The following is a 20980-nucleotide window of genomic DNA, read 5'->3' as shown; positions in this document are numbered from 1 at the left end:
CCGGTACGCTGACCGGCTCCCTCTCGGGTGGTCGCGCGGCCCGTGTTTCTTCAGGTGGGACGCGGTACGGGGGAGCGGCCGTCCGGCCACTCCCCCGTCACGTCACCGGCGCAGACCGAGCCGCTCGATGAGCGACCGGTAGCGGGCAATGTCCTTCTTCTGGACGTAGTTGAGCAACCGACGGCGCCGGCCGACCAGCAGCAGCAGCCCACGGCGGCTGTGGTGGTCGTGCTTGTGCACCTTCAGGTGCTCGGTCAGCTCGGCGATCCGCTTGGTGAGGACCGCGACCTGGACCTCCGGCGAACCGGTGTCGCCCTCGGCGGTCGCGTACTCCGCGCGGATGCTGGCCTTGGCTTCCTGATCGAGCGCCATGTTCTCCCTGTTTCAGTGGGTTGATCAAGTGGGTGTCCGTCGTCCCGGTGGACCGGGAACGGACCGGTACCTCGCACCCGCGGCGTCGAGCAGGCACGCGAGGCCCCACGCCGGTCACCCGACGTCCCGGCAAGACTACCAGCACTCGCCGGTAACACCCGGCGAAGGGCCTCGGTGGCGCCCTGTCACCCCCGACGATCAGGCCAGCGCGCGCCGGGTGCGCTCGACGTCCTGATTCATCTGGGCGATCAATGGCTCGATCGAGTCGTACCGGATCTGACCGCGCAGGTGCGCCACGAAGTCCAGGGCCAGTCGCTCGCCGTACAGGTCGCCGCTGAAGTCCAGGGCGTACGCCTCCACCCGCCGCTCCCGCCCGGAGAAGGTCGGGTTGGTGCCGACGGACACCGCCGCCAGCAGCGGCTCCCGCTGCCCGCGTCGGATCAGGCGGGCCGCGTACACCCCGTCGGCGGGCACCGCGGCGTACCGGTGACAGAGCAGGTTGGCGGTGGGGAAGCCCAACTCCCGGCCCCGCTGGTCACCGCGGACCACGACGCCCTCCAGCCGGTGTGGGCGGCCCAGCGCGGCGGCCGCCGCGCCCACGTCGCCCGCGTCGACGCAGGACCGGATGTACGTGGACGAGAAGACGGTGCCGTCCTCGGCGACCAGCGGGCCGCCCTCCACGCCGAAACCGAAGGTCTGCCCCAGCCGTTCCAGCAGCGCCACATCACCGGCCGCCCGGTGCCCGAAGCGGAAGTTGCTGCCCACCACGACCAATGCCGCGTGCAGGTGCTCGACCAGGACGTCGTGCACGAACTGCTCGGCCGGCACCCGGGAGAACTCCGGGGTGAAGGGCACCACGCAGAGCACGTCCACGCCGAGCGCCTCGATCAGCTCCGCCTTGCGGGCCGGCTCGGTGAGCACCGCCGGGTGCGAACCGGGGCGGACCACCTCGGCCGGGTGCGGGTCGAAGGTGACCACCACCGACTGCACGCCCAACTCCCGGGCCCGGGCGACGGCGTGCCCGATCGTCGCCTGGTGCCCCTTGTGCACGCCGTCGAAGACGCCGATGGTGACCACCGAGCGCCCCCACCCACCGGGCGCCGCGTCGTAGCCCCGCCACCGCTGCATGCCGTTCCTCCCTGCTGTCCCGCCGGCCGGCGGGTCGACACCGCCGGCTGCGGGCCGGCGGACCTGCGCCCCGCCGTCAGGCCGGGGCAAACACGATCTCCGCGCGGGCCCGCCCGTCCCGCTCGCTGACGATAGCGATCAGGCCGCCGGCCGGCCCGAACACGGCGTACGGCCCGGCGAGGCCGGCCGGGTCCAGCGGCCCACCGTGGGCGAGCACCCGGGCCTCCTCGGGCGTGGCCTCCCGGCGGGCGAAGAACCGGTCGGCCGCGGCGTCCAGGGGCAGGTTCACCACGTCCGGGGCGTGCTGCTCCAACTCGTCGAGGGTGGCCGCCTCGGCGAGGGTGAAACCACCCACCGCGGTGCGCCGCAGCGCCGTGAGGTGCCCGCCGACGCCGAGCGCCAGGCCCGCGTCCCGGGCGATGGCCCGGATGTACGTGCCGGAGGAGCAGCTCACGTCCACGTCCACGTCCACCACGTCCGGCTCGGTGCGGCGGATCGCCAGCACCGCCAACCGGGAGATGGTGACCCGTCGCGCCGGCAGCTCGACGCTCTCCCCGTCGCGGACCCGCTTGTACGCCCGCTGCCCGTCGATCTTGATGGCGCTGACCGCGCTCGGCACCTGGTCGACCTCGCCGCTGAGCCCGGCCAACGCCGACCGGATCGCGTCGTCGGTGACCTGACCGGCCGGCGCGGTGGCGATCACGTCGCCCTCGGCGTCGTCGGTGACGGTGCTCTGGCCGAGCCGGATCGTGCCGGTGTAGCTCTTGCCCGCGCCGATCACGTAGGTCAGTAGTCGGGTGGCCCGGCCGACACCGATCACCAGCACGCCGGTCGCCATCGGGTCGAGCGTGCCGCCGTGCCCGACGCGCCGGGTCTTCGCCAGTCGGCGGATCCGCGCCACCACGTCGTGCGACGTCATGCCGCCGGGCTTGTCGACCACGATCAGACCATCGGTGCTCACGTCGGCCAAGCCTGCCAGATGGCACCCACCCCGCAGTGCGTGGGCACGCCCCGCGTGACCCGAGCCTCCGCGCCGAGGGACTGAGCCGGTTTGTCGGAACGAGGCGTCCATCCGGCGGCTGCTGGAGGTGTCCACGGAGTTCGTGTGGGCGTACCCCGGGAGGGCTGGGTCCGGGAGCAGTACTGGTTGGCTGCCCTGCACGGGAAGCGGATACCCGCGGGCGACCCGGGCACCATCTTCGACCTCGACGCGCCCGCGCCGACCACCATGCGCTGCTGACCGGGCGGGCTCGACGACCCGGTCAGCGGACAGCCCCGGTCACCGCCCAGTTGCCGTTGCGCAGTCGCAGCAGCAGGGCGACCAGCCGGATCACCACGAACAGAGTGAGCCCGGCCCAGATGCCGCCCAGCCCGAGCTTGAGCACGTACGCCAGCCAGATGGCCGGCAGGAAGCCGCCGAGCGCCGCCACGATGGTGAGATTGCGCAGGTAGCGCACGTCGCCGGCGCCGATCAGCACACCGTCGAGGGCGAACACCACCCCGGCCAACGGCAGCATGACGACGAACCACGGCCAGGCCACCATCGCCTGCTCGCGTACCCCTGGATCGGAGCTGAACCACGACGGCACGACGCCGGCGCCGGCGGCGATGAGCAGTGCGAAGCCGACGCCGCAGACGCCGCCGAGCAGCCCGATCCGGCGGGCGAGCGCCCGGGCGCCGGCGTCGTCACCGCCGCCGAGCGCCGCGCCGACCAGGGACTGCGCGGCGATCGCGAGGGCGTCGAGCACCAGCGCGGTGAAGAACCAGAGTTGCAGGGCGATCTGGTGGGCGCCGACGGCGGCGGCACCGAAGCGGGCGGCGACGGCGGTCGCGGACAGGAAGCTGGCCTGGAACGCCAGCCCACGGATCAGCAGGTCCCGGCTGAGCACCAACTGCTGGCGGATCACGCCGGGTCGGGGCCGCAGCGACACCCGCTCACCCACCAGGGCGGCGGCGAAGAGCACCCCGCAGAGCGTCTGTGCGACGACGTTGGCCACCGCCGAGCCGACCAGACCCAGCCCGCCGGGGTAGACCAGCAGCGGGCAGAGCAGCGCGGAGAGCAGGTTGGGGCCGAGCACGAAGAACAACGGGCGGCGGGTGTCCTGCACACCGCGCAGCCAGCCGTTGCCGGCGGCGGCGAGCAGCAGGCCGGGTGCGCCGAGGGCCGCGATCCGCAGCCACTGTGCGGCGGCGTCGGCGACCTCGCCACCACCGCCGGCGAGGGTACGCGCGAGCGCGCCTCCGCCGAACTGCATGCCGATCGCGATCAGCAGGCCGACACCGAACGCCAACCAGGACGACTGGACGCCCTCGGCGACGGCGGCAGACCGGTCGCCCGCGCCGAAGCGGCGGGCCGCGCGCCCGGTGGTGCCGTAGGCGACCACGGTGCCGACCCAGGCGGTCAGCGTCATGACCGTGCCGCCGACGGCGAGCGCGGCGAGTGGCACCCGGCCGAGGTGACCGACCACGGCCGTGTCGACCAGCACGTAGAGCGGCTCGGCGGCGAGCACCACGAGGGCCGGCAGGGCGAGGCTGGTGATTCGCCGGGGCGAGGCGGATCGGTGGGGGTTGGCGGCGGTCTGACTCATCGCCGCCGATCCTGGCACGAGCGCGGTAAGGATCGCAATCCCGACGACTACTTACCCCCCTGTTGGCGGGTGCCGTGCGGGCTCGTCGCAGCCCCCCGCGCAGGGCCTAGCGCTGGACGGGTCGGCTCACTGGCGGGTGTCCATCGACGTCTGCAGCGCGCGGCGGGCCTGCTCGCGGGCGTCGTCGGTGGTGGTCTCGGGCTTGGGCTTGCTCGGCATGGTGGCGCTCCTCTTCCAGGGCGCGAGCCGCCGGCACGCGGCGACCCTCACGGGCGGTCGTGCTGAACGCCCCACGGCGGTCCGGGGTTACCGGAGCAGCCGACTGGACAGCGTGAGCCCGGGTCGGTCCGACCCTGGAGGGAGGCGGTGCAGGGTGTGGCACCACCGCCCATGACCTGCACCGCTAGGCGGCGCCGGCCCTCTCCCAAGCTATCGTTCAGGTCCACATGCTGCTCACCGTTCCCGCCATTTGGACGGTCGGCAACCCGGCTCAGCGGGCCAGGAAGTGCCAGCCCAGCCACCACCAGAACCCGAACAGACCGATCCGGCCCACCGGCACCGAGCCCACCTCGTAGCGCATCACGTACGCGCAGACCTCGCCCAGGGTGGGGATCCGGGACCCCTCCCGCCGGGCCATCCACTCCACCACCGCGAAGAGGGCCAGCGCGGTGACGAACCCGCCGATCGCCAGCGCCCGCATCATCGCCGCACCAGGCCCCAGAAGGCGGCCAGCCAGGCGAACCAGACCGCCGAGCGGGTCAGATGATCCTCCAGGAGCGGGTCCGCCAGCCGGGAGAAGGTGGGAAAGTCATCGCCGGCAGCCAGCACGAAGGTCGCGCCCTCGAAGACCCCGAAGACCACCACCGGCACCGCCCACCAGGCCGCCCCCGCGCCCAGCCGGCGGGGTGCCGGTCGGCGGGGCACCCGGTTGCTCAGACCGAGCCAGATCAGCACCCCACCCGTGCCGAGGGTGAACAGATTCGCCTCGGTGGAGAAGGACGCGAACCGGCCGCCGACCAGCGACAGGCAGACGAGAACAGGAACGGAGACGGCGGGCCGGTCCCAGGCGCGGGAGGCCTCAACGGTGAGGTCGTGCGGCTGCTCCATCCCGCAATTCTTCCCGGTCTCACGGAGCGCGGGAAGACCAACACTCCCCGGAGCTGACCCTGATCTTCCGTACCGACCGATCGACGGCGGCGAAACCCAGCGTCAGCCGATCAGCGCCGCATCGAGCTGACCACGGATCGCCTCGACCACCTGCTCGACGGTGCCGCGACCGGTGAACCCGGCCGCGAAGGTGTGCCCACCACCGCCCAGCGCGACCGCGACCCGACTGACGTCCACCGCGCCCTTGCTGCGCATCGACACCGCCCACTCGGCGGGCCTGGTCTGCTTCACCACGCAGCTCACGTCCGCCTCGGCGGTGCAGCGGACCGAGTCGATCAGGGCCTCCAGCACGTACGGCCGCTGGTCGTGCCGGGCCAGGTCGTCAAGCGTGGCGAAGGTCCAGACCAACCCCCGACCGCCGGCGGCGGCCGGCTCCAGCCGGGCCCGGCCGAGCACCTCACCGAAGAGACGGACCGCCCCGAAGGGGCGGGTGTCGAAGACCCGCCGGGAGATGTCACCGGGCGAGATGCCGGTTGCCAGCAACCGGGCGGCCAGCTGGTGCACCGCCGGGGTGGTCGCCTCGAACCGGAACGAGCCGGTATCCGTGGTCAGCGCCACGTAGAGGCACTCGGCAATGGCCGGATCCACCACGACCCCGAGCCGGGCCAGCAACTGTTCGGCCACGACCGACGTGGCCGCCGCACCCGGGTCGACCAGGTTGACCGTGCCGAAACCGGGATTGGAGGCGTGGTGGTCGAGCACCAGCGCGGCACCCGCCGACGTCAACCGCCCGGACAACTCGCCGAGGCGCGACTCGCTCGCCGCGTCAAAGCAGATCACCACATCGGGCGCCGGGTCCGCAGCGTCCGCCGGGACCAGCAGGTCCAGACCGGGCAGCCCACGGAACGGCTCCGGCACCTCCGGCGGCCCCGGAAAGGTCGCCTGCAGGTCGCCTACGCCGAGCTGCCGCAGGCCCAGGCCGAAGCCGAGCATGCTGCCCAGCGCATCACCGTCTGGGTTGACGTGGCAGATCAGCAGCACCCGGGCGGTCGGCGGGAGCGCCCGCACCAACGCCTCGGCCGCGGCCCAGTCCGCCTCGGCGGGGCCGACTGCCCCGGCGAGCGGGACGCTGGCGGTGTTGGTCACCGCGTTTCCCCACCCCGCGGGGTCTCCTTGACGTCGCTGGCCTCGTTGGCCTCGTCGGCCTCGTCCACCTCGTCGTCCACCCGGTACGGCTGGGCCTCGCCCGCGTACTTGGCCTGGGCGGCGAGCCGCTGCACCTCGGCGTCGGCGTTGCGGGCGGCGGCGAGCAGGTCGTCGATGTGCTTGACCTGGTCCTGCACGTCGTCCAGGACGAACGTGAGGGTGGGCGAGTGGCGCAACCCGAGCGCCTTGCCGACCGTGCTGCGCAACAGCCCCTTCGCGCTCTCCAGCGCCGCGGCGGTGTCCGCCTGGGCCACCGAGTCACCGAGCACGGTGTAGAAGACCGTCGCGTCGCGCAGGTCAGCGGTAATCCGGGCATCGGTGATGGTGATCATCCCGAGCCGCGGGTCCTTGATCTGGCTCCGCACCACCGACGCGACCAGCTCACGCACCCGTTCCGCGTGCCGGCGTACCTTGGCCGGATCAGACATCTCGCCACCTCCACGGCGTCCTGCTCCCGGTCGACCCGGCGACCGGAGGGGCCGCCGGCCGACCGGCCAACATCTCGAACACTACCTTCGCGGCCGCACCGGTCGCCCGGCACAGCCGGCACCGTGGTCAGTCGTCGTCCACCCCGTAGAGCCGGCGCCGGACCGACAGCAACTCGACCTCGGGGCGGCTCGCCACCAGGCGCTCACAGGAGTCGAGCACCTCGCGGACGTGCGCCGTCTCGGCGGCCACCACGGCCACCGCCAGCTGCGCTCGACCATGCAGGTCGAGCGCACCCACCTCGGCGGCCGACACCTCGAAGCGGCGCAGCGCCGCCACGATCGGCCGTACATATGATCTCTTGGCTTTGAGCGACCGGGAGTCGCCCGGCAGCAGCAGGTCGAAGACCGCGGTTCCGGTGAACATCGCCCCGGACGATACCGCCAACCCGCCCCGCATGATCAAGGGGTTTACGCCGTTCGGCGTAAACCCCTTGATCAGCGTGTCACTGCCGGATCAGGCGCGAACCTTCTCCCGCATCTCGAAGGTCTCGATGACGTCGCCGACCTGGACGTTGTTGTAACCACCCAGAGTCAAACCGCACTCGAAGCCCTCGCGGACCTCGGTGGCGTCGTCCTTGAACCGCTTGAGCGAGGTGATCGTGAGGTTGTCCGCCACGACCGTCCCGTCCCGAAGCAGGCGAGCCTTCGCGTTGCGTCGGATGATGCCCGACCGGACGATGCAACCGGAGATGTTGCCGATCTTGGACGAGCGGAAGACATCGCGGATCTCCGCGGTGCCCAGCTCGGCCTCCTCGTACTCCGGCTTGAGCAGGCCCTTGAGCGCTGCCTCGATCTCCTCGATGGCCTGGTAGATGACGGTGTAGTACCGGATCTCCACGCCCTCGCGGTCGGCCATCTCACGGACCTTGTTGGAGGCCCGCACGTTGAAGCCGATGATCGTGACCGGCTCGGACGACGCGCTCGCGAGCATGACGTTGCTCTCGGTGATCGCGCCGACGCCCCGGTCGAGGACCTTGAGCTGGACCTCCTCGGGGATGTCGAGGTTGAACAGCGCGTCCTCCAGAGCCTCCACCGAACCGGAGACATCACCCTTGAGGATGAGGTTGAGCGAGGTCTTCTCGCCCTCCTTGAGCTGCTCCATGAGCGTCTCGAGGGTGGCCCGACCACGGGAGTTGGCGAATGCCGCCGCCCGCCGCCGTGCCTGTCGCTGCTCGGCGATCTGCCGCACCGTACGGTCGTCCGCCGCGGCGAGGAACGTGTCACCCGCACCGGGCGGCGCGGTCAGACCCAGAACCATGACCGGACGCGCCGGCCCAGCCTCGGAGAGCTGGTTGCCGTTCTCGTCGAGCATGGCCCGAACCCGGCCGTGCGCCCCACCGGCGACGATCGAGTCGCCCGCCCGCAGGGTGCCCTTCTGCACCAGCACCGTCGCCACCGCACCGCGGCCCTTGTCCAGGTGCGCCTCGATGGCCACACCCTGCGCCGGCCCGTCGATCGGAGCGGTCAGCTCCAACGACGCGTCGGCGGTCAGCAGGACGGCCTCGAGCAGCTCCTCGATGCCGATGCCGGGCTTGGCTGCCACGTTGACGAACATGGTCTCGCCGCCGTACTCCTCGGCGACCAGGCCGTACTCGGTCAGCTGCTGGCGGACCTTGTCCGGGTTGGCCTCCGGCTTGTCGACCTTGTTGACCGCGACCACGATCGGCACGTCGGCCGCCTTGGCGTGGTTCAACGCCTCGATGGTCTGCGGCATCACGCCGTCGTCGGCCGCGACGACCAGGATCACGATGTCCGTCACCTGGGCACCACGGGCACGCATGGCGGTGAACGCCTCGTGACCAGGGGTGTCGATGAAGGTCACCGCACGGTCCACACCATCGTGTGGAACGTGCACCTGGTACGCACCGATGTGCTGGGTGATGCCACCCGCCTCACCGGCCACGACGTTCGCCTTACGGATCGCGTCGAGCAGCTTGGTCTTACCGTGGTCGACGTGACCCATGACGGTCACCACCGGCGCACGGCTGACCAGACGCTCCTCGGCCACCTCCGCGTCGAGGTCGATGTTGAACTGCGCGAGCAGCTCGCGGTCCTCGTCCTCCGGGCTGACGATCTGGATGTCGAAGCCCAGGTGCTCACCCAGCAGCTGCAGGGTGTCGTCAGAGCAGGACTGGGTCGCGGTGACCATCTCGCCCAGGTTGAACATCTCCTGGACCAACGAACCCGGGTTGGCGTTGATCTTGTCGGCGAAGTCCGACAGCGAGGCGCCACGGGAAAGCCGGACGACCTGACCCTGACCCCGGGGAGCACCCGAGCTCATGGTCGGAGCCGACAGGTTGTCGAACTCCTGTCTGCGCTGCTTCTTGGACTTGCGACCGCGCGTCGGCCGGCCACCCGGACGCCCGAAGGCACCCGCGGCACCGCCGCCACGGCCACGACCGCCGGCACCCGGACGACCTCCACCGCCGGCCGGAGCACCCGGACGGAAACCGCCACCGGGAGCACCGCCACCGCCGCCGGGACCGCCACGGTAGCCACCGCCGCCGCCGGCACCCGCGCCGCCACCAGGGCCGCCGCGGTAACCGCCACCGCCACCGGCGCCACCGCCGGGACCGCCACGGAAGCCGCCACCACCGCCGCCGGGACGGCCTGCGCCGCCACCGGGACGACCAGCGCCACCGGGGCCGGGACGACCGGCGGCCGGACGCTGACTCGGCATGGACGCCGGGCTGGGCCGCGGCGGCATGGAGTTCGGGCTCGGCCGCGGCGGCATGCCCGCCGGGCTGTTGGGCCGGGGACCACCCGCACCGGCGGCCGGCGGCCGCTGCTGCTGCTGGCCACCCTGGATGCCGAACGGGTTGTTACCGGCACCGCGCACCGGCGGACGACCGCCCGGGCGCGCACCGGGACCGGGAGCCGGCGTGCTCGGACGAGCTGCCGGCGAACCGGGACGGGGCGGCATCGCCGCGGGACCCGGCCGAGGACCGGGGCGGTTACCGCCGTCTGCCGGAGGCTCCCGACGGACGGGGTTGTCCCGCTGCTGCTGGCGGGCGGCCTGCGCGGCCTTGACCGCGGCCTCCTGCTCAGCCTTCAGCGCGGCGGCACGCGCCTCCGCGGCCGCCACCTCGATGTCGTGGGCACTCGCCGGCTTGGCGACCGGGGCCGCGGACTGCGGCGCACCGGGCACCGGACCCTTGGGCTTCGGACCGGGTGCCGGCGCGGCCGGCCGCCGAGGCGGCATCGGCTTGGCCGAAACCCGGGGCGCGCCCGGGGTCGGGGTCGGCGTCGGGGTCGGGGTGGAAGCCGGCGTCGACGCGGGCGCCGACGGGGCGGCCGGAGCCGGAGCCCCGGCGGACGCGACGAATGCGTTCCGCAGCCGCCGGGCGACGGGCGCCTCGACGGTGCTGGACGCGGACTTCACGAACTCGCCCATTTCCTTCAGCTTGGCGAGAACGGTCTTACTCTCGACCCCGAGCTCTTTTGCAAGCTCGTGTACGCGGGCCTTGCCTGCCACTGCACTCCTCACTCCGAGGTCGTGCGGGCAGCACCCGCAGCGACCTCACTCGTGCACTTGAAGCCTGGTCATTTCAGGGACTTCATCGTGTGCTCATGTCGGTCGTCCTACCCTGCTAGCGACCCTCGCCCGGTCGGGCTGACCGGACGTAGTGGTTGGCGCATCGACGTGCTCCGCCAGCACACCGTGGTCAAGGACCTCGGTGCTGCGCAGCGCACGCCCAAAGGCGCGGCGCCGCACCGCCAGCGCGAAGCAGGCCGGATCCGGGTGCATGTTCGCTCCCCGACCCGGCAGCCTGCGGAGCGGATCAGGCCGGAGGCTGTGACCAGCCTCGTCCCTGACCGCGACGATCCGCAGCAATTCGCTGGCCGGCGCACGTTGCCGGCAACCCACACAGGTGCGCTCCGGCTGCGCGCGTCGTACCACTGGAGGAAGTCTACCCCTAGCTGCCCGAGATCGCGCCGCCCGGCTCCCGCACGTGATCAGTTACCCCACGCGCTGCCGGTGCGGTCTGCTCCGCGTCGGACCGGATGTCGATCCGCCAACCGGTCAATCGCGCCGCAAGGCGGGCATTCTGCCCCTCCCGACCAATCGCGAGCGAGAGCTGGAAGTCCGGCACGGTCACCCGGGCGGCTCGACCGGCCAGGTCGACCACCTCGACCCGCAGCGCCTTGGCCGGCGACAACGCGTTGCCGACGAAGGTGGCCGGGTCGTCCGACCAGTCGATGATGTCGATCTTCTCACCGTGCAGCTCACTCATCACGGCGCGCACCCGCTGGCCCATCGGGCCGATGCAGGCGCCCTTGGCGTTCACTCCGGGGGTGGTGGAGCGGACGGCGATCTTCGTGCGATGGCCCGCCTCGCGGGCGATCGCGCCGATCTCCACCGTGCCGTCGGCGATCTCCGGCACCTCCAGCGCGAACAGCTTCTTGACCAGAGCCGGGTGCGACCGGGACAGGGTGATCTGCGGTCCGCGCATGCCCTTGGCCACGTGCACCACGACGCAACGGACCCGCTCGCCGTGGGCGTACCGCTCACCGGGCACCTGCTCGGACTGCGGCAGCACGCCCTCCAGCTTGCCCAGGTCGACGCTGACGATGCCCTTCTCGGTACGCGTCTCGTGCGCCTGCACCACGCCGGTGACCAGGTCACCCTCGCGGCCCACGTACTCGCCGAAGTGCACCTCGTCGGTGGCCTCCCGCAACCGCTGGAGGATCACCTGCTTGGCGGTCATGGCGGCGATCCGACCGAAGTCGTGCGGGGTGTCGTCCCACTCCCGCACCAGACTGCCGTCGGAGTCCATCTCCTGCGCGTACACCAGGGCGGCGCCCGACTTGCGGTCGATCTCCACCCGGGCGTGCGGTTCGGCACCGTCGGTGTGCCGGTAGGCGGTCAGCAACGCGGTCTCGATCGCCGCGAGAATCGTGTCGAACGGGATCTCCCGCTCGCGCTCGAGTGCGCGCAGCGCCGCGAGGTCGATGTTCACCTCTCCTCGTCCTCCACATCATCTTCGTCGTCGATGTCGTCTGAATCGTCGATCTCGTCGGAATCGTCCGCGTCGTCGAACTCGTCGTCCGGCTCACCCAGCTCGGCGAGCCGGGTGAACTCGACCTGCACCCGACCGGGGCCCAGCTGGTCGTACGCCCAGGCGGCACGGCCGTCGTCGGTCTCCAGGTGCACGCCCTCGTCGTCGGCCGCGACCACCCGGCCGGTCAGCTGACGGTCACCGGCGGACTGCTCGCCACGCTGTCCGGGCAGCGTGGCCGCGCCCCGGACGGTGACCTTGACCAGTCGACCCACGTTGCGCCGCCAGTGGCGGGGCAGGGTGAGCGGCCGGTCGACGCCGGGCGAGCTGACCTCCAGCTGGTACTCGCCGGCGACGATGTCGCCACCGGTCTCCTCCGCGGCGTCCAGCGCGGCCGAGACCGCGCGGGAGACGTCCGCGACGGCGTCCAGGTCGATCCCGCCGTCGGCGTCCACCATCACCCGCACCACGTGCCGGCGCCCGGCCCGGGAAACCGACAGGTCCTCCAGGTCGTAGCCGGCGCCGTTGACGACCGGCTCGATCACGGCCCGCAGTCGGGCACGCCGCGCGGCGAGGTCACCGCCGCGAGGACCCGCGCCATCGCGGGGTCGACCCGTCGGCCTGGTGGCACGGCCACGCTGCGTCATCTCCGCACCCTCTCCCTGGTCGACGGGGACCGGTCGTCCCGCCATGCCGGCACGCCACCGGAGTGGACACGCCGGTGGCTGCGCAGAGCGTAACGCGCCTGCCCGGCGGCGGACCGGGCGGCGCACCGACGCCGGTGACCCCCGTAGCGGCGCGGATGGTGTTGACTTGGCCGGTGGGGATCGGCAGAACGACACAGCGCGACCAAGCATCCGGACATTCCCGGCGAAAGCTCCTGAGCGCCGGGGCGCTGCTGGTGCTCGGCGGCGCCGTGACGCCGTTGACCGGCTGTGATCTTTTCGACCGCGACGATCAACCAGCTCCCCCGCCCGACCCGCTGCGGCCGATGGTGGACGAGTCACTCGGGCTGGCCGCCGCGTACCGGACGAGCGCGACCGCGTATCCCGACCTCGCCGACCGGCTCAACCCGATCGCCGAGGCGCACACCGCACACGCCACCGAGCTGGCCCGGGTGATCGGCGTGACCCTGCCGTCGGCGGCCCCCGCCGCCGCGAGCACCGCCCCGGCGGCCGACCCGGCCGGCGCTCTCGCCGCCCTGCGCGCCCTGGAGAAGAGCGCTCAGCAGTCCGCCACCGCCGCCTGCGCCGCCGCGCCGGCGGAACGGGCGGCACTGCTCGGGTCGATCGTCGCCGCCCGAGCCACTCACCAGGAGGCACTGAAGTGAGGCAGCCGTCCGTCGGAGAGGCGCTCGCCTCCGCCCTGTCCGCCGAGTACGCGGCCATCTACGCCTACGGACGGATCGGTGTCCGGCTCAGCGGAGCGGCGCGGGACGCGGCGCACCAGGCGGAAGCCGCGCATCGACGCCGGCGCGACGCGCTGGTGGTGCAAATCACCACCGCCGGCGGTGTCGTGCCGCCGGATCGCGCCGGGTACGCGCTGCCCTTCCCGGTCACCGACCGGGCGAGCGCCCTGCGGCTCGCCGCCGAGGTGGAGGAGCGTACGGCGGCGCACTGGCGGGCCGCCCTGGCCTCCACCACCGGCGCCGACCGGGACCAGGCGCTGGCCGCCCTGGTGGAGTACGCCGTGCGGGCCACCCGATGGCGAAAGACGGCCGGGCAGACCCCGCTGACTGTCCCGTTTCCCGGTCGACCAACCTGAACCGGTCCACTCCGGTTGCGGTACGCATACCAGGTATGCATACTCCGTTGCCATGTCCATCCGTCACGGGTTGCTCGCCCTGCTCGAACGCGGCCAGATGTACGGCTACCAGCTGCGCGCCGCGTTCGAGGAGTCGACCGGCTCGACCTGGCCGCTGAACATCGGGCAGGTCTACACCACCCTGGCCCGGTTGGAACGTGACGGTCTGGTGCGCCCGCTGCCGGAGAGCGAGGCCGGGCAGCGCCCGTACGAGATCACCGACGCCGGCCGGGCGGACCTGGCGCTGTGGTTCGCCACCCCGATCAGCCGTACCGACCGCCCCCGCGACGAGCTGGCGATCAAGCTGGCGCTGGCGCTGACCACCCCCGGGGTCGACGTCCGGTCCGTGGTGCAGGCTCAGCGCAGCGCGACGATGCGGGCCCTGCAGGAGCTGACCCGGTTGAAGTACGGCAGCGAACGGCCGGAGGACCTGCCCTGGCGCCTCGTGCTGGACTCGATGGTGTTCCAGGCCGAGGCGGAGGTGCGCTGGCTGGACCACTGCGAGACCAGTCTGGTGCGACACCAGCCCAATGGCCCGGCACCTCCCGCTCCCCGACCCGCTGAACCCGACGCGCGGGACGCGGCACGATGGGCCGGCGAGGAGGCGCGACGGTGAGCGGGTCGGGCGACGCGGTGCTGGAGCTACGCGCCGTCCACCGCACCCACGGCGTCGGGCCGGCGGCGGTGCACGCGCTGCGCGGCGTCAGCCTGGTCGTCCGACCCGGCGAGCTGGTCGCCGTGATGGGTCCGTCCGGCTCCGGCAAATCGACGTTGCTGGCTCTCGCCGGCGGGTTGGACCGTCCGTCCGGCGGGGAGGTCCGGGTCGAGGGGCAATCGCTGGCGGCGTTGGACCGTCGCGGGCTGGCCCAGCTGCGCCGCCGACGGATCGGCTACATCTTCCAGCAGCTCAACCTGCTGGGCAGTCTGAGCGCGCTGGAGAACGTGGCACTCCCGCTGGAGCTGGACGGAACCAGCGGACGACGGGCCCGCGCGCTGGCCAAGGCCGCGCTCACCGAGGTGGGTCTGCCCGCGCTGAGTGACCGCTTCCCCGACCAGCTCTCCGGCGGGCAGCAGCAGCGGGTGGCCATCGCTCGCGCGCTGGTGGGCGAACGCCGGCTGGTGCTCGCCGACGAGCCCACCGGGGCACTGGACTCGCAGACCGGTGAGGCGGTCCTGCACCTGCTGCGCCGCCGGATCGACGCGGGAGCCGCCGGGGTGCTGGTCACCCATGAGGCGCGACATGCGGGCTGGGCCGACCGGGTGGTGTTCCTCCGCGACGGCGTACTCGTCGACACGACGGCACCGCTGGGCAGCGTCGAGCAGTTGCTGTCCGGCAGCGACCGGTGAGCGTCCGGCGTCGGTTCGCCGAGCTGACCGGCTCCTGGCGGGCGGCGCTACGGATCGCCCGGCGGGAGTCCCGCCGCTCCCCTCGGCGGACCGTCCTGGTGCTCGCGATGATCGCCCTGCCGGTGGCGGTGCTGGCGTTCCTGGCCGCGAGCTACGACATGGCCGAGCTGACTCCGTCCGAACGCGTCGACCGCCGGCTCGGCGTGGCCGACGCCGAGTTGCAGTGGATCTCCAACAGTCCGGTGGAACAGGACGAGTGGGGTGAGGGCTGGTACACCCGCGACGGCGAGCCCTCCGCGAAGGCCACCGCACCCCAGATGACGGCGCTGCTGGGGCCGGGTAGCCGGGTCACCGAAGTGCGCCCGAACGTTCCGCTGACGCTGCGCGGCCCGGACCGCGACGAGAACGTGAACGGGCGGGTGCTGGACCTTACCGACCCGTTGGCCCGGGGGCTGGTGCGGTTCCGGGCCGGTCGGGCACCGCAGCAGCCCGGCGAGGTCGCGGTCAGTCCGGTGGCGCTGCGCCGCCTGGGCCTGCGCCTCGGCCATGCCGTGGCCGCCGCCGACGGGAGCAGGGCGTACACCGTGGTGGGGGTGGTCGAGTTCCCCGACGATCTCGGGCCGGTCGTGGCGCTGCATCCGGGGGCCGCGCCACCGACCGGCCCGGGGCCGGACAGCGTCTGGCTGGCGGACCTACCCGGGACCGTGGACGCCGCGCTGGTGTCCCGGCTCAACGACCGGGGAGTGGTGGTCACCGCGCGACACCCGATCGGCTCAGGGACCGGAACGCAGCGGACCTGGCTCGGGTCGATCGGAGGAAGGGACGCCAACGACCTGAGCACCGTCGTGCTGATCGCCGGCCTCGGACTGCTGGAGGTCGTCCTGCTGGTCGGGCCGGCCTTCGCCGTCGGCCTCCGCCGCCGACGGCGGGATCTGGCGCTGGTCGCGGTGGCGGGCGGGGACGCCGCCCAGCTTCGCCGGGTCGTGCTGGCCGACGGTGTGGTGCTGGGGGTGCTGGGCGCCGCCGCCGGCCTGCTCGTCGGTGTCGTCATGGCGTTCGCCGGTCGCCCGCTGGTGGAGCAGTACGTCTTCGGCGCCCGCTTCGGCGGCTACCGCTGCTGGCCGGCGGCGCTGGTGCTGCTCGGTGGCGTCGCGGTGCTGGCCGGGGTGCTCGCCGCGCTGGCACCGGCCTGGACCGCCGCCCGGCAGGACGTCAGCGCCGGGCTCGCCGGCCGACGCACCCCGGCGGCGTCCCCGGGCCGGTGGCTGGCCCTCGGGCTCACGCTGGTGACCGGTGGGGCAGGGCTGGCGGCGTTCGGGGCCACCCGAACCTCGCCGGCGGTGATCCTCGCCGGGCTGATCCTCGGCGAGTTGGGCCTGGTGTGCTGCACACCCACCCTGATCGGGGCGCTCGCCCGCCTCGGCCGGGTGCTGCCCCTGGCACCACGGATCGCGCTACGCGACGCCAGCCGCAACCGGGCCGCCGCGGCACCGGCCATCTGCGCCGTGATGGCCGCCGTCGCGAGCAGCGTGGCGCTCGGCGGTTACCTCGCCAGCGACGACGCCCGCGACGCCCGCGGCTACCGGCCGATGCTGCCGACCGGTCACGTGCTGGTCAACCCGAACGACACAGCCCAGCAGCCCACACTGGCCCAGGTCATCGACGCGGCCCGCAAGCAACTCGGGGTCGACGCGGTCGCCCCGGTGCAGACGCCGGCCTGCGCGGCGGCGAGCACCGGCTACTGCGACATCGCGCCGGTGCTCCCGCCGAACGAGGTCTGCCCCTGGCAGCCCGGGGAACAACTATCCGAGTCGCAGCGCCAGCAGGCGCGAGCCGATCCACGCTGCCGGATCCGCGAAGCGGACTACTTCGGCGGCTACATAGAGGCCGGAGTGGACGACGGGACCGCACTACCCCTCCTCACCGGTGTGGATCCGGCGACGACCGCCGCCGCCACGGCGGTGCTGCGCGCTGGCGGCGTGGTGGTGACCGACCCGCGTTACCTGCACGACGGCCTGGTGACCGTCCGGGTCAGCGAGGTGGAGGCCGGCCCGGACCGTCCGACCATCGCCCGCGACCTCCCGGGGTACGCGCTGCCCCGGGCGACCGGCCGGTCCCGCCTGCTGCTGTCCGCCGCGGCGGCCCGACAACTCGGTCTCACCTGGTCCTCGACCGGATGGGTGATCGGCACCACGACCCCGCCCGACGATGAGCAACAGCAGCGGTTCGCCGCCGCCCTGCGCCCGTTCGGGACGCTCTCGCTGAGCGTGGAGCACGGCGGCGCTCCGCGCGACATGTCGCCGCTGCTCCTGCTGCTCGCGGCCGCCGCCGGTCTGATCACGGTGGGGGCGGCGGGGATCGCCACCGCGCTCGCCGCCGCCGAGGGGCGCGCGGAGTTGACCACCCTCGCGGCCGTCGGCGCTGCGCCCGCGGTTCGCCGGCTGCTGGCGATCTGCCAGGCCGGGGTCATCGCCGGCCTCGGCTCGGTGCTCGGCATCGTGGCCGGGCTCGGCACCGACGCCATCGTGCTGATCTCGGTGAACCGGCAGTACGCCAGCGCCTGGCCGGTACCCGATCCGTACCCGTTTCTGGTGCCGTGGCCCGCGCTCGGCGTCCTGGTGCTGGTGCCGGTGGTGGCGATGCTCGGGGCGGGCCTGTTCACCCGGGCGCGGCTGCCGATCGAACGACGGCTGGACTGACTGATCCGCCGGGCCACCGACAGGGGACCGCGCAGGGGGTGCCGCCGGGGCGGGGCAGCCGGCAGACTGAGCCGCGTGTCAGTGCTCAGAAATCTCGTCCGTCGAGCCGGTCATCACCGCTGGTTCGGCGCTGGCGCACGCCTGCTGGTTCCGGTCGATCGGATGGTCGGTCGCCTCACCCGGGGCCGGGTGGTCGCGCTCGGCCTGCTCCCCTCCCTGGTGATCACCACCACCGGACGCCGGTCCGGCAAGCCGCGCAGCAATCCGCTGCTCTACGTGCCGGACGGCGACGCGTACGTGGTGATCGGCTCCAACTGGGGGCAGACCCACCACCCCGGCTGGGCGATGAACCTCCTCGCCGATCCCGCCGCGGAGGTGGACGTGAAGGGCCGGCGGGTCGCGGTGCGCGCCGAGCCGGCGTCCGGCGCCGAACGGGACCGGTTGTGGCAGTTGCTGGTCACCGCGTGGCCCGCGTACCGCACGTACGTGCAGCGGGCCGGCGGCCGGGAGATCCGCATCTTCCGGCTGGTGCCGACCGGGCGCGGCGTGCCCGCCGACCCGCCGTCGGCTGGCTAGGCTGACGCTCGGTAGCACAGGCGAGGCGGACCCGTGAGCGCGAGGAGTGAGCCGGGGTTGCGAGCCCCGCAGTCGCGAACAAAGGCGGACCCGTGAGCGCGAGGAGTGAGCCGGGGTTGCGAGCCCCGCAGTCGCGAACAGAGGCAAACCCGTGAGCGCGAGCAGCGAACAGGCCGATGTCGACCGAGGCTTCGGCGATCGACGGTGGACGGTCGCGGAGCGGGTCGCCGAGGCGGCCCGGCGGCGTTTTCCGGCGGACGTGCTCGCGGTCGCGGTGCACGGGCCGCTGGCGCACGGTGACGACGACGGCGGTGGGGACCACGAGGCGGGCATGCTGGTGGTCACCTACCGGCCCGGGACCGGGCCGCCACCAGCGACGCGGCGGGTGGACGGGGTGCTGGTGGATCTGACCGTGGCCGCCGCCGAGGAATACCTGGCCCAGGCCCGGGTGCTCTCCCCGCTGTGGCCGCTGACCGCGGACCGCTATGTCACCACGCAGGCGTTGCACGATCCGACGGGCTGGTTGCGGACGTTGCGCGACGAGCATCTCGGCCGGTTGGCTCGGGCCCGGCCGGCGGAGTTCAGCACCGCGGCCCGACAGGCGTGGTACAGGGGCAGCGCGGCCCACTCCCGGGCGGCCCGGCTGGCCGAGTGGTACGAGACCGATCAGGCTCTGCTGATGCTCGGGGAGGCCCGGCTGGCGGCGGCCACGGTGACCGGTCTGCTGAGTCGCACCTACTTCCGTGACCCGGGGGACGCGGTGCGGCGTACCGGGTTGGCGGGCGCGGACATGACCGAGGTGGGTGTGGTGCTGGCCCGCCAGGCCGAGGAGCTGGCGGCCCGTGGTCGTGCGGTCGACGGCACGGTCGACGAGCTGCTCACCGCCTGAGGCGCGTCACAGCCCGCCGGATACCCCGATCAGCGAGCCGATCAGGTAGGTGGCGCCGGCCGCCGCGGCGCCCAGCAGCAGTTGGCGCAGGCCGCTGGTCCACCAGGGCCGGTTGGTGAAGCGGGCCACCACGGCACCGGCGGCGAACAGCCCGAGCCCGCCGACGGCGAGCGCCAGCCACAGCGCGGTGCCACCGAGCAGGTAGGGCAACAGCGGGACCAACGCGCCGACCGAGAAGAACAGGAACGACGAGATCGCCGCGGCCCACGGGCTGGGCTGGTCGTCGGGGTCGACGCCCAACTCCTCGCGGACGTGCACCCGCAGCGCCTCCTCCGGGTCGCGCCGCACCGCCTCGGCGACCTGGGTGGCGAGGTCCCGGGGCAGGCCCCGGGCCACCCACGCGTCGGCCAGTTCCCGGGCCTCCGCCTCGGGGTGCCGTTCCAGCTCCCGTCGCTCCTTGGCCACCTCGGCGGCGACCTGCTCGTTGGCGGAGCGCACGCTGGTGTATTCGCCGAGCCCCATCGAGATCGCGCCGGCCACCAGGCCGGCGGTGCCGGTGAGCACGATGTTGCGGGGTGACACCCCGCCGCCGCCGACACCGGCGATCAGGGCGATGTTGGTGACCAGGCCGTCCATCGCGCCGAAGACGGCCGGGCGTAGCCAGCCGCCGGAGACGTCCGCGTGGTGCGCCTCGCGCAGCGCCGCTGGGGTGTCGGTCACGGCGCCTGCCCTTCGTTCGCGACTGCGGGACTTCGCTTCGCTGCGTTCCTCGCGCTCACGATGCCTGCCCTTCGTTCGCGACTGCGGGACTTCGCTTCGCTGCGTTCCTCGCGCTCACGGAAGGGTCAGGATCTCGTGGCCGTCGTCGGTCACCACGATGGTGTGCTCGAACTGCGCCGTCCACTTCCGGTCCTTGGTCACCACGGTCCACCCGTCGTCCCACATGTCGTACTGGTAGGTGCCGAGGGTGATCATCGGCTCGATGGTGAACGTCATGCCCGGCTCCATGATGTCCGTGGGGCGCGGGCTGTCGTAGTGCGGCACGTAGAGGCCGCTGTGGAAGGTCTCGCCGATGCCGTGGCCGGTGAAGTCGCGGACCACCCCGTAGCCGAACCGCTTGGCGTACGACTCGATGACGCGGCCCACCACGTTGATCTGCCGACCCGGGGCGACCGCCCGGATGCCGCGCATCATCGCCTCGTGGGTCCGCTCGACCAGCAGTCGGGCTTCTTCGCTGACCTCGCCGACGCAGAAGGTGGCGTCGGTGTCGCCGTGCACCCCACCGATGTACGCGGTCACGTCGACGTTGATGATGTCGCCGTCCTGCAGGACCGTGGAGTCCGGGATGCCGTGGCAGATGACCTCGTTGAGACTGGTGCAGCAGGACTTCGGGAAGCCCCGGTAGCCCAGCGTCGACGGGTACGCGCCGTGGTCGCAGAGAAACTCGTGCACCACCTTGTCGATCTCGTCGGTGGTCACGCCGGGCTTGCAGTGGTCACCGGCCAGCTGGGTCGCCTGGGCGGCGAGCCGGCTGGCGAGCCGCATCTTCTCGATGGTCTCCGGCGTCTGCACGTGCGAGCCACGCCACTCCTGCGGGCGCTTCTTGCCCACGTACTCCGGTCGGGCGATCTGGGCGGGCACCGGTCGCATCGGGGAGAGTGTGCCTGGTGTCAGCGGCGGACGGACGGTCATGGCGCAAGCCTATCGCCGGGACCGCTGGTGACCCGCGCCACGGCCACCCGGTGGAGGTTGTTGCCCTGCCAGGGCGGCTGTGCCA

At 72.9% G+C, this 20980-nt stretch carries 23 protein-coding genes; 8 read left to right on the top strand and 15 right to left on the bottom strand.

Annotated features, from left to right (window positions below; all coding sequences use genetic code 11):
• Positions 1–102: 102 nt before the first annotated feature.
• The 3 genes from rpsO to truB form a co-directional block, all read right to left on the bottom strand.
• The gene (gene rpsO / locus ACIBF8_RS07375) at positions 103–372 is read right to left on the bottom strand and encodes a 30S ribosomal protein S15 (protein WP_030337594.1); all 270 of its coding nucleotides are present in this window, start codon (positions 370–372) and stop codon (positions 103–105) included.
• Positions 373–570: 198 nt separating this feature from the next.
• A complete protein-coding gene (locus tag ACIBF8_RS07370; RefSeq protein ID WP_396781494.1) occupies positions 571–1500 on the bottom strand; it encodes a bifunctional riboflavin kinase/FAD synthetase in 930 nt (309 codons plus the stop codon).
• A 76-nt stretch (positions 1501–1576) separates the two neighbouring features.
• Positions 1577–2461: a tRNA pseudouridine(55) synthase TruB gene (gene truB, locus ACIBF8_RS07365; RefSeq protein WP_396781493.1), complete on the bottom strand. Its 885-nt coding sequence runs from the start codon at positions 2459–2461 to the stop codon at positions 1577–1579.
• Between the two features lie 144 nt (positions 2462–2605).
• On the opposite strand from truB, the gene ACIBF8_RS07360 reads away from it, so the two are divergent.
• Complete coding sequence (locus ACIBF8_RS07360; RefSeq protein ID WP_396781492.1) at positions 2606–2740, top strand: hypothetical protein; 135 nt, start codon at positions 2606–2608, stop codon at positions 2738–2740.
• Between the two features lie 22 nt (positions 2741–2762).
• On the opposite strand, the gene ACIBF8_RS07355 is transcribed toward ACIBF8_RS07360, so the two are convergent.
• The 10 genes from ACIBF8_RS07355 to rimP form a co-directional block, all read right to left on the bottom strand.
• Positions 2763–4088, bottom strand: a complete 1326-nt coding sequence (locus ACIBF8_RS07355; protein WP_396781491.1) for an MATE family efflux transporter — start codon at positions 4086–4088, stop codon at positions 2763–2765.
• A 490-nt stretch (positions 4089–4578) separates the two neighbouring features.
• Positions 4579–4788: a DUF6186 family protein gene (locus ACIBF8_RS07350; RefSeq protein ID WP_363616621.1), complete on the bottom strand. Its 210-nt coding sequence runs from the start codon at positions 4786–4788 to the stop codon at positions 4579–4581.
• Positions 4788–5195: a hypothetical protein gene (locus tag ACIBF8_RS07345; protein ID WP_396781490.1), complete on the bottom strand. Its 408-nt coding sequence runs from the start codon at positions 5193–5195 to the stop codon at positions 4788–4790. The genes ACIBF8_RS07350 and ACIBF8_RS07345 overlap by 1 nt, the downstream gene beginning before the upstream one ends.
• A gap of 102 nt (positions 5196–5297) precedes the next feature.
• On the bottom strand, positions 5298–6341 hold the full coding sequence (locus ACIBF8_RS07340) for a bifunctional oligoribonuclease/PAP phosphatase NrnA (RefSeq protein ID WP_396781489.1): 1044 nt from the start codon (positions 6339–6341) through the stop codon (positions 5298–5300).
• A complete protein-coding gene (gene rbfA, locus ACIBF8_RS07335; RefSeq protein ID WP_396781488.1) occupies positions 6338–6829 on the bottom strand; it encodes a 30S ribosome-binding factor RbfA in 492 nt (163 codons plus the stop codon). Before rbfA ends, ACIBF8_RS07340 begins: the two co-directional genes overlap by 4 nt.
• Positions 6830–6956: 127 nt before the next feature.
• Entirely contained in the window at positions 6957–7253 is a 297-nt protein-coding gene (locus tag ACIBF8_RS07330) for a DUF503 domain-containing protein (RefSeq protein WP_363616557.1), read from the bottom strand.
• A 90-nt stretch (positions 7254–7343) separates the two neighbouring features.
• Entirely contained in the window at positions 7344–10364 is a 3021-nt protein-coding gene (gene infB, locus ACIBF8_RS07325) for a translation initiation factor IF-2 (RefSeq protein ID WP_396781487.1), read from the bottom strand.
• Between the two features lie 93 nt (positions 10365–10457).
• Positions 10458–10790 carry a YlxR family protein gene (locus ACIBF8_RS07320; RefSeq protein ID WP_081884157.1) on the bottom strand — a complete coding sequence of 111 codons (333 nt, stop codon included), beginning with the start codon at positions 10788–10790 and terminating at the stop codon, positions 10458–10460.
• Between the two features lie 16 nt (positions 10791–10806).
• Positions 10807–11850 (bottom strand): transcription termination factor NusA, encoded by a 1044-nt coding sequence (gene nusA, locus ACIBF8_RS07315; RefSeq protein WP_396781486.1) that lies wholly within the window; start codon positions 11848–11850, stop codon positions 10807–10809.
• Entirely contained in the window at positions 11847–12536 is a 690-nt protein-coding gene (gene rimP / locus ACIBF8_RS07310) for a ribosome maturation factor RimP (protein ID WP_396781485.1), read from the bottom strand. Before rimP ends, nusA begins: the two co-directional genes overlap by 4 nt.
• Positions 12537–12691: 155 nt before the next feature.
• Between rimP and ACIBF8_RS07305 the strand changes: the two genes are divergently transcribed.
• The 7 genes from ACIBF8_RS07305 (at position 12692) to ACIBF8_RS07275 (ending at position 19203) form a co-directional block, all read left to right on the top strand.
• A complete protein-coding gene (locus ACIBF8_RS07305; protein ID WP_396781760.1) occupies positions 12692–13219 on the top strand; it encodes a hypothetical protein in 528 nt (175 codons plus the stop codon).
• The gene (locus tag ACIBF8_RS07300) at positions 13216–13653 is read left to right on the top strand and encodes a ferritin-like domain-containing protein (RefSeq protein WP_396781484.1); all 438 of its coding nucleotides are present in this window, start codon (positions 13216–13218) and stop codon (positions 13651–13653) included. The genes ACIBF8_RS07305 and ACIBF8_RS07300 overlap by 4 nt, the downstream gene beginning before the upstream one ends.
• Before the next feature lie 52 nt (positions 13654–13705).
• Positions 13706–14308 carry a PadR family transcriptional regulator gene (locus ACIBF8_RS07295; RefSeq protein ID WP_396781483.1) on the top strand — a complete coding sequence of 201 codons (603 nt, stop codon included), beginning with the start codon at positions 13706–13708 and terminating at the stop codon, positions 14306–14308.
• Positions 14305–15039 carry an ABC transporter ATP-binding protein gene (locus tag ACIBF8_RS07290; protein WP_396781482.1) on the top strand — a complete coding sequence of 245 codons (735 nt, stop codon included), beginning with the start codon at positions 14305–14307 and terminating at the stop codon, positions 15037–15039. The genes ACIBF8_RS07295 and ACIBF8_RS07290 overlap by 4 nt, the downstream gene beginning before the upstream one ends.
• Complete coding sequence (locus ACIBF8_RS07285; RefSeq protein WP_396781481.1) at positions 15036–17738, top strand: FtsX-like permease family protein; 2703 nt, start codon at positions 15036–15038, stop codon at positions 17736–17738. The genes ACIBF8_RS07290 and ACIBF8_RS07285 overlap by 4 nt, the downstream gene beginning before the upstream one ends.
• Positions 17739–17813: 75 nt before the next feature.
• Positions 17814–18314, top strand: coding sequence for a nitroreductase/quinone reductase family protein (locus ACIBF8_RS07280; RefSeq protein ID WP_396781480.1), 501 nt, complete (start codon positions 17814–17816; stop codon positions 18312–18314).
• Between the two features lie 151 nt (positions 18315–18465).
• Positions 18466–19203, top strand: coding sequence for a nucleotidyltransferase domain-containing protein (locus tag ACIBF8_RS07275; protein ID WP_396781479.1), 738 nt, complete (start codon positions 18466–18468; stop codon positions 19201–19203).
• 6 nt (positions 19204–19209) lie between these two features.
• Here ACIBF8_RS07275 and ACIBF8_RS07270 read toward each other — a convergent pair whose 3' ends face one another.
• The gene (locus ACIBF8_RS07270) at positions 19210–19923 is read right to left on the bottom strand and encodes a VIT1/CCC1 transporter family protein (protein WP_396781478.1); all 714 of its coding nucleotides are present in this window, start codon (positions 19921–19923) and stop codon (positions 19210–19212) included.
• 114 nt (positions 19924–20037) lie between these two features.
• Positions 20038–20895 (bottom strand): type I methionyl aminopeptidase, encoded by an 858-nt coding sequence (gene map / locus ACIBF8_RS07265; RefSeq protein ID WP_396781477.1) that lies wholly within the window; start codon positions 20893–20895, stop codon positions 20038–20040.
• Positions 20896–20980: the final 85 nt, after the last annotated feature.

Source organism: Micromonospora sp. NPDC050276 (assembly GCF_044459545.1).
Lineage (GTDB): Bacteria > Actinomycetota > Actinomycetes > Mycobacteriales > Micromonosporaceae > Micromonospora.
The sequence above is the reverse complement of the archived record's forward strand: the minus strand, read 5'-3'. Positions and strand labels throughout refer to the sequence as shown.

Excerpts from the sequence above, each read along its gene's own strand:
- rpsO (WP_030337594.1), bottom strand. The coding sequence starts at position 372 with ATGGCGCTCGATCAGGAAGCCAAGGCCAGCATCCGCGCGGAGTACGCG.
- ACIBF8_RS07370 (WP_396781494.1), bottom strand. The coding sequence starts at position 1,500 with ATGCAGCGGTGGCGGGGCTACGACGCGGCGCCCGGTGGGTGGGGGCGC.
- ACIBF8_RS07355 (WP_396781491.1), bottom strand. The coding sequence starts at position 4,088 with ATGAGTCAGACCGCCGCCAACCCCCACCGATCCGCCTCGCCCCGGCGA.
- ACIBF8_RS07350 (WP_363616621.1), bottom strand. The coding sequence starts at position 4,788 with ATGCGGGCGCTGGCGATCGGCGGGTTCGTCACCGCGCTGGCCCTCTTC.
- ACIBF8_RS07345 (WP_396781490.1), bottom strand. The coding sequence starts at position 5,195 with ATGGAGCAGCCGCACGACCTCACCGTTGAGGCCTCCCGCGCCTGGGAC.
- rbfA (WP_396781488.1), bottom strand. The coding sequence starts at position 6,829 with ATGTCTGATCCGGCCAAGGTACGCCGGCACGCGGAACGGGTGCGTGAG.
- ACIBF8_RS07330 (WP_363616557.1), bottom strand. The coding sequence starts at position 7,253 with ATGTTCACCGGAACCGCGGTCTTCGACCTGCTGCTGCCGGGCGACTCC.
- rimP (WP_396781485.1), bottom strand. The coding sequence starts at position 12,536 with ATGACGCAGCGTGGCCGTGCCACCAGGCCGACGGGTCGACCCCGCGAT.
- ACIBF8_RS07305 (WP_396781760.1), top strand. The coding sequence starts at position 12,692 with ATGGTGTTGACTTGGCCGGTGGGGATCGGCAGAACGACACAGCGCGAC.
- ACIBF8_RS07295 (WP_396781483.1), top strand. The coding sequence starts at position 13,706 with ATGTCCATCCGTCACGGGTTGCTCGCCCTGCTCGAACGCGGCCAGATG.
- map (WP_396781477.1), bottom strand. The coding sequence starts at position 20,895 with ATGACCGTCCGTCCGCCGCTGACACCAGGCACACTCTCCCCGATGCGA.